The organism is Streptomyces sp. WAC05292 (genome assembly GCF_003949955.1).
Taxonomy (GTDB): domain Bacteria; phylum Actinomycetota; class Actinomycetes; order Streptomycetales; family Streptomycetaceae; genus Streptomyces; species Streptomyces globosus.
In genome coordinates, this window is record NZ_RPSE01000316.1 from 1 (window position 1) to 7594 (window position 7594).

Sequence of the window (7594 nt, forward strand, 5' to 3'; positions counted from 1 at the left end):
GGAGGGAGCCACCGGCCCCCGTGCGATCACGACGTCGGCTTCGCGGCGCACGCGGTCGGCGAGGGTGCCGCTGCGGTCGAGGGCCCAGGCCAGTCCGGCGCCGGCGGTGGCGGCCTGCACGGTCGCCGCGAGCGCGGCGGTGTCCGTGCCGGGGCGCAGCTCCCCGGCCTCGGCCGCCTCGCCGAGGAGGGCCGCGACGGCGCGCTGCTGCGCCTGGTGTACGGCCAGGGCGTGGCGGTGGAAGTCCGGGTCGGTGAGGTCGATGCACAGGAAGGCCAGGTGGTGGGCGTAGGCCTCGGGGGTCTGCGTGTGCTCCGTGAAGGAGACGAGCAGCGCCTCCAGTGCGGCCAGGGGGCCTTCACGGCCTTGGCGGGCGCGGGCGGGCAGGTCGTCCGCGTCGCGGGCGGCCCACTCGGCGAGCGCGAGGAGCAGGCCGCGCTTGGAGCCGAACCGCTGCACGAGCGTGCCGGGGACGAGCCCGACCTCGCGGGCGACGGCGGCCAGGGTGAGGCCGGCCGGCCCGGACCGGCCGATCACGCCGACGGCGGCCCGCAGGATCACCGCGTCCTCGACGCCCCTGGGTCGTGCCATGCCCCTGCCCGCCTCCTCGTTAATGAATGACTGTTCATGCATTAAAGCGCTCGGCCTGCACGACGGCAAACCGCCCTCGGGGCGGCACCGACGCGGAGGAGGAGGCGGTCGTGCGCCCGACGGCCGGTTGCGGTCGTGCTCTAATCGCCCGATGACGAAGATCGAATCAGAGCTGATGCGGCGTTGGCTGAACGGCTGGACCCTGGCCCGGTCCCTGCCCGAGGCCGAGGCGGTCGAGCCGGCCGAGTCGGCCGGGGACGGCCTGCGGTCCAGGTGCGACCAGCCCGGCCGCGAGGTCGAGGTGTTCGCGCTCCGCGCGGACGAGGATCCCGCGTCCCTGGCACGGCTTGCGGCAGTCGTGGCCGCCGCGGGGCAGACCACCTGGCTCACGGTGCCCACACTGCGCCCCGGCAGCGTCGAGGCCGCCGTCAACGCCGCCGGGCTGGAGCTGCTCCACCGGTCCGAGTGGTTGATGACGGCCGACCTGGCCGAGCACCCGCGGCACGCGCCCGCCGCGCCGTACGAGCGCGAGGTCCGCACGGAGGGGCCTGTCACGGTCGTCTCCCTCCACGACTCCTCCGGAGAGGTGGCGGCGCGCGGCACCATCGCCGTGGTCGGCGCCGACGCGGTCGCCGACCGCGTCGAAACGGACCCGGCACACCGGCGGCGCGGCCTGGGGCGCGCCGTGATGGGCCTGCTGGCGGAGGCCGCCGCGGCCCAGGGCGCCCGTACCGGTCTCCTCATCGCCAGTGCGGAGGGGCAGCGCCTCTACTCCTCCCTGGGCTGGCGCCGCGAAGCCGACGTCGTGATCGCACGGGGGCCGGTGGCTCCCTCCAGCCGGTAGGTCGGGCCCGCACCGGCCGGGCGGGCCCGCGCCGCCACGGGGACCGGTGTCAGGCGGCGGTGCGGGTGTAGGTGAGGAACACCGCCCCGCTCTTGAGGACCGTGTGGTCGGCGAGCGTCCACACGCGGGGGGCGAAGGCCGCCTCGCGGGAGAACAGCGGGATCCCGTCGCCCAGGGTGAGCGGGCCGACCTTGAGGACCAGCATGTCGATCTCCGTGTACAGGGAGCCGGCCAGCTCGCCTCCGCCGATCAGCCAGATGTCCTTGCCGTCCTGCTGCTTGAGCTCGCGCACGGTGGCCACCGGGTCTGCGGAGACCAGTTCGACGGCCGGGTCGGGAAGCTCCGTGAGGGTGCGGGAGAACACGAGGTGCCGCAGGTGCGGGTAGGCGTCGGTGATGCCGGCCGCGAGGCCGATCTCGTACGTGCGGCGCCCTTCGAGCACGGTGTCGAAACGGGTGCCCTCGGCCGTGACGGACAGCGCCTGCCGGGCGTGGACGGGCAGGGTCTCCGGGTACTCGGCGACGAGGTGCTCGATGTAGTCCTCCGCGATCGGCCAGAAGCCGTTCGGACCGGTCGGGTCGGCGCCGTCCGGGCCGGCGATGAAGCCGTCGAGCGTGGTGGCGATGTAGTAGACGAGTCGGCGCACGCCGGGTCCCTCCTGTCGGTCCGCTGCGGTACGCCCCCTGCCGTCGGCCGGCAGCCGGGTCACGAGCCGCGGAACGATCATCGCACCGGGCCGGCGGGTGACCCGACACCGTTGGACGGGGTGGGAGTTGCGGCGCCGCCGCGGGCCGGCGACCCGAACGCGTACCGCTCCGGGCCGCCTCCGGACGCCGAAGCCGCGTACGGGCAGGCAACGCGGAGGAGCAACGCGCGGAGCCGCGGCCCGCGTCGCGCCGGGCGTACGGGCGGCGGGCGGCCGGGCGGCCGGGCCGGCGTCCCCGCTCAGGGCCGTACGCGGTGCAGGGCCTCGGCGACCTCGGGGGCGTGGGCCGCGAAGGCGCCGAGGTCGGTGGCGCGTGCGAAGGAGGGGGAGTCGCGGTGCTCTCCGAGGCGGGCGAGGGCCCGCCGCCCGTAGTACCCGGCGGCGGCCGGCGGGCGCGGTGGGACGGCCGGGGGCCGTTCGCCCGCGGTCACGGCGGGCAGCGTCCGCTCGAACAGCGCCTGGCAGGCGCGGACGCCGCGCAGCATCACCTCGTGGAAGCGGTCCGCGGGCCCGATCGGGAAGCGGTGCTCGGCGAGCACGGGGCCGGTGTCGATGCCGGCGTCGACCTCGTGGACGGTGGCCCCGTACTCGGTGTCCCCGCGGAGCAGCGCGAACACCACGGCGGCGGACGGCAGTCCGCGGTGCTGCGGCAGCAGGCCGTTGTGGACGTTGACGATGCGGAGCCCCAGGGACAGCACCGGGGCGCGGAAGATCTGCCGGTTGTTGACCGACCAGACGATCCCGTCGGTGCAGGCCGCCGCCAGGTCGGCGGCCCCTGCGTTGACGTCGGGCGCGGCGAGGTGCGCCGTTCCGGGCCCGGCGGCCGCCGCGTCGAGCGGGTCGGGCGAGCAGACCAGGTCGACGCGGTGGCCGCGGGCGGCGGCATGGGAGACGGCACGGCGCAGCAGGGCGCCCTCTCCGACGAAGATCATGCGGTGGTTCCTTCGCGTACGGCGGTGAGGCGGTCGCAGACCCGGCCGAGGGTCAGGTCGCGGACCAGGAAGGTGAGGTCCTCGGTGAGGCGGCGCGCCTGGTCCGGGGTGAGCAGGTCGGCGCTGACGGCGCTCAGCATCTCGACGAGGGCCAGCGAATCACCGCCGAGCGCCTGGAAGTCGGAGTCGGCGCTCAGCACGGAGGCGTCGACCCCGAGGACGGTCGCCCAGTGGCGGGCCACGCGGGCGCGCAGCGCCGTGCGGCTGCCGCCGGGGTCGGTGTCGGCCGGCTCGTGCGGCACGCCCGGCCCGGCCGGGGGCGGGGCGGTTCCGGCGAACGGGTCGGGAAGGGCGTCGAAGTCCGTCTTGCCGCTGACGGTGGTGGGCAGGGCTGCGACGAGCAGGACGTGCGCCGGGACCAGGTGCCGGGGCAGGATCCCGGCCAGGTGGGCGCGGAGTTCCTCCGCCGAGGGCGCGCCGCCGGAGGACGCCGGGGCGCCGGCGGCGGCGTCCGCCGGGCGGTCATGGGCAAGGCCGGTGCCGGCCCCACCGGAGGCCGCCGAGCCGGTGGCCTCCGGCGCCGTGACGACCGACCCGGAATCCGCGGGCCCCGCGGCCGCAGTGCCACGGGCGGCAGGGCCCGTGGCCGACGGGACCGTGGCAGCGGTGCCCTGGGTGGGGACTGCGTACGCGCACAGGACCGGGCCCCGTGCGCCCGGTCGGCGCCGGGGCGTGACCGCGGAGCGGACCACGCCGGGGTGCGCCTCCAGGGCTGCGGTGATCTCGGCGGGCTCGATGCGGTGGCCGGCCACCTTCACCTGGCCGTCGGCCCGGCCGGCGAAGGCGATGCCGCCGCCCGGGAGGCGGCGTCCGAGGTCGCCGGTGCGGTACGAGCGCACCCCCTCGGGGCCCGTCGCGAACGGCGTTCCGGGGCCGTCCGGCTCGGCGGGCGCCTGCTCGGGGCGGTGGTAGCCGCGCGCCACCTGGACGCCGTGGACGACGATCTCGCCCACGCGGCCGGTCTCGTCCGGGCCGGTCCCGATGGGCGTGCCGTCCTCTGCGACCAGGTCGACGCGGAGGTCCGGGCCCGGTGTGCCGAGCGGCAGCGAGGGGCCCGTCTCGGTGTCGTCCACGACGTGGGCGAGGCAGGCGACGGTCGCCTCGGTGGGCCCGTAGCCGTTGATCAGCCGGCAGCCGGGGCCGAAGGCGGCGTACGCGGAGCGGACCGCCGCCGGGGTCAGCTCCTCCCCGCCGAGCAGGAGGGTGCGCAGGGGGCCGCCGCCGTCGCCGTCGAGGAGGGCGAGGTGGGACGGTGTCAGGGCGAGCGTGTCGGCGCGGTGTTCGCCGACGAGGGCGCGGAGCACGGCGGGGGACGGCGCGTCCGGGGCGAGGACGGCCGTTCCGCCGGCCGACAGGGGCAGGAACAGCGGGAAGCAGGAGATGTCGAAGGCGTAGGAGGAGGCGAAGCCGAAGCGGGTGCCTTCGCCGACGCGGCACAGGTCGGTCATCCAGCGGACGAAGGCGGCCAGCCCGCGGTGCTCGATGAGGACGCCCTTGGGGCGGCCGGTCGAGCCGGAGGTGTGCATCACGTACGCCAGGTCGTCCGGGGCCGGTGCGGTGGCGGCCGCGGCCGCCGGGGTGTCCGGGGGCTGCGCGGGCGTCGGCACGTCGTCGACGGCCAGGAGCTCGCCGGGGACGAACTCGGCCAGACCGGCGACCAGGTGGCGGCGGGTCAGCGTGAGCCGGGCGCCGCAGGATGCGAGGACGCCGCGGACCCTCGGGCCGGGGTGGGCCGGGTCGAGGGGGACGTAGGCGGCGCCTGCCTTGAGGATCCCCCACAGCGCGGCCACACCCTCCGGGGTGCGGTCCACGACGAGGCCGACGAGGTCCCGGCGGGCGGTCCCGCGCCGCACCAGCTCGGCGGCGACCGCGTCGGAACGCCGGTCCAGTTCCGCGTACGTGACCGGTCCGGCGGGCCCGTCGAGGGCGACGGCCGCGGGCGTACGGGCGGCCTGTGCGCGGAACAGGTCGACGACGGTCGCGTCGGCCGGGGCGGACGGGGCGGGCGTGTGGGCCGGCGGCAGCAGTCCCCGTTCCCCCGCAACGGCCGCGGAGTCGGCTGCAGCCGGGCCCCTGCGGGCCGTCGGGGCGGACGGGGCGCCCGTACGGGCACCGGCGCCGCCCGCGAGAAGCGCATCGAGTACGGAGTCCAGGAAGGCGGTGGCGCGGCGCGGCAGGGAGGGGTCGGCGGCGCGGACGCCGAGGGTGATCTCGGTCGCGTCGGCCGTCTCCGCGACGGCGAACGACAGCGGCACCAGCGGTGCGTGCACGGGCAGGGCGTAGGCCGTGCCGGCGGTGAACCCGCCGCCGGAGAGTTCGCCGGTGTCGAGCCGCCCGAGGTGGGAGACGACGGCGGAGGCCAGGTGCCGGTCGCTGCGCTCGGCGGCGGCCTGGGCGGCGCGCAGCAGCGCGGCGACGGCCGGCCGGGGCAGGCGGCCGACGAGCCCGGCTTCGAACCCGGCCGCGAGTTCGCCGCCCGCGGCGAGGGCGGTCAGCAGGCGGGTGTGTGCGGCGGCCCAGTCCTCGCCGGGGCGCAGGTCGAGGAAGACGGGCAGGGTCAGGTTGCCGGTGGCGGCGGCGAGGTGCGGGAGGTGGCGGCGCAGGTCCACGGGGACCATGGCGCGCGTGTCGAGCCGAGCCGTGTCGGCGAGGGCCTGGGCGAGCCGGGCGGTGAGCGCGGGATGCCGGCCGGGCAGGGTGCGGCGCAGCCACAGCGTTCGAGACGGGGTGCCGGCGGCCGCCGCGGGGCCGAGCGGGGAGCGCCGCCCGGGCAGCGGCGCGGGCCTGCGGCGGAGGCGGCCGCCCGGGCCGGCGGCGAGCCGGTGCAGCACGCCGAGATCGGTGGACGGGTCGGCGGCGGGCCGGGCGGCTTCGCCGCGGAGGGCGCGGAAGACCTCCCGCACCCAGGTGAGGGCGCCGTGCCCGTCCATCAGGGCGTGCGAGGCGCTGAACACGAGCGTGGTGCGGGCCCCGCCCGCACCGGGCACGACGAGCAGGCCGCAGCCTGGCCGGTCCGCCGGGCCGGACCGGTCGGTGAGGAGGCGGGCGGTGTGCGGGTCCGAGACGTCGAACGGACCCGCGGCGGGGGGAGCGTGGACGACGGGGGGCGGCGGACCTCCGGCGACCCACAGCGGGCCGCTGCGGACGAGCCGGGAGCCGGGGCACGTCTCCGCGGCCCGTGCCACGGCGGCGCGGAGCCGGTCGGGGTCGGGAAGGCCGTCGCCTTCGACGACGATCCGCAGGGCCATGCCACCGCGCGGCTGCCCGGCGGCGAGGTAGAGCCGCTCGGTGGGCGACACGGGCCGCCGGTACGCACCGCCGGACGCGCGGCCCGGCTCCGGCGCGCCGGATGTGCCGGACGCTGCGGCAACAGCAGCCGAACCGGTCGTCCCGGGCGCCGCCGACGAGCCTTCCGACGGACCGGAGGTGCCGGACCCGGCGGGCGAGCGGGACACCTCGGGCGAGCCGGGGGTGCCGGGCACGTCTGCCGTACCGGCCGCGGGGCGTGCACGGGGCGCCTCCGACGAGCCTGAAGTGCCCTGCGGTCCCGCAGCGTCGGACACCCCGGCCGAGCCGGAGGAACCGGCGGCGGCAACCGAACCGGGCACTTCCGACGAGGTCTCGGTGTCGGACACGACGGCGGTGGCGGAGACGGCGAATGCGCGGTGCGCCTCCGACGAGCCGCGCGTGTTCTGCGGGCCCGCCGCGTCGGACGCGGCACCCGAGCCGGAGCAACCGGCGGCAGCAGGCGAACAGGCCGCTGCCGCCGTCGGCCCCGGAACGCCTCGCGAGCCCGCCGTATCGGATGCGGCGGGCGACTCGGGCGCCACCGGGGAGCCGAACGTGGCGGGCAGGTCGGCCGCGCCGGACGCTGCGGAGGTGCGGGGCGCCTCGGGCCGGTTCGGGGTGTCGGACGGGTGCGGTGTGCTGGTGGTCATCGTGAGGTGTCCTCTCGGCCGGTGGGTCCGGCCGGATCGGTGGATCCGTGACGCGGCGTCCCCCCTCCGGGCGCAGGCGCCGCACCTCCCCCGGCGTCTCCGGGCCGCGCGGCTCCGGCACGTGTCGTGCCGGTGGGGAGGGATCCGGGGGCGGGGTGGCCCGGGTCGTCGCTCCCGGGCTCCCCCGGTGCGCGCCGCGGCGTGCCGTGGGGCTTGGGCTGTCCCGCGGGGCCGTGTGCGGGGCGTCGGCCGCGGCCCGCAGCAGCGGGCGGGGCGTCGGCGGGGCCGCGAGCGGGCGGCCGGCTCATGCCGGATGCCGACGCCGTACCGGGGGCCGGCGGGGCGCCCGGCGCCGCGGCGGTGTCGGAAGCCGTGCCCGTGTCGGACGTTGTGGTCGTGTGGGACGCCGACGCCGTACGGGGAGTCGGCAGGGCGCCCGGCGCCGCGGCGGTGTCGGAAACCGTGCCCGTGTCGGACGTTGTGGCTGTGTGGGACGCCGACGCCGTACGGGGAGTCGGCAGGG

5 protein-coding genes are annotated in these 7594 nt (G+C 77.9%); 1 reads left to right on the top strand and 4 read right to left on the bottom strand.

The window, feature by feature from the left end; translation table 11 throughout:
• Positions 1-591 (bottom strand): TetR/AcrR family transcriptional regulator (locus tag EF903_RS25130; protein WP_148142568.1); only part of this gene is annotated, 591 nt, incomplete at its 3' end.
• Between the two features lie 151 nt (positions 592-742).
• On the opposite strand from EF903_RS25130, the gene EF903_RS25135 reads away from it, so the two are divergent.
• On the top strand, positions 743-1435 hold the full coding sequence (locus EF903_RS25135; RefSeq protein WP_125546833.1) for a GNAT family N-acetyltransferase: 693 nt from the start codon (positions 743-745) through the stop codon (positions 1433-1435).
• A 49-nt stretch (positions 1436-1484) separates the two neighbouring features.
• On the opposite strand, the gene EF903_RS25140 is transcribed toward EF903_RS25135, so the two are convergent.
• The 3 genes from EF903_RS25140 to EF903_RS25150 form a co-directional block, all read right to left on the bottom strand.
• Complete coding sequence (locus EF903_RS25140; RefSeq protein WP_125546835.1) at positions 1485-2081, bottom strand: dihydrofolate reductase family protein; 597 nt, start codon at positions 2079-2081, stop codon at positions 1485-1487.
• 299 nt (positions 2082-2380) lie between these two features.
• Positions 2381-3073, bottom strand: coding sequence for a formyltransferase family protein (locus EF903_RS25145; RefSeq protein WP_125546837.1), 693 nt, complete (start codon positions 3071-3073; stop codon positions 2381-2383).
• The gene (locus tag EF903_RS25150) at positions 3070-6432 is read right to left on the bottom strand and encodes a non-ribosomal peptide synthetase (RefSeq protein ID WP_125546839.1); all 3363 of its coding nucleotides are present in this window, start codon (positions 6430-6432) and stop codon (positions 3070-3072) included. The genes EF903_RS25145 and EF903_RS25150 overlap by 4 nt, the downstream gene beginning before the upstream one ends.
• Positions 6433-7594 lie beyond the last annotated feature (1162 nt).

Excerpts from the sequence above, each read along its gene's own strand:
- EF903_RS25145 (WP_125546837.1), bottom strand. The coding sequence starts at position 3,073 with ATGATCTTCGTCGGAGAGGGCGCCCTGCTGCGCCGTGCCGTCTCCCAT.
- EF903_RS25135 (WP_125546833.1), top strand. The coding sequence starts at position 743 with ATGACGAAGATCGAATCAGAGCTGATGCGGCGTTGGCTGAACGGCTGG.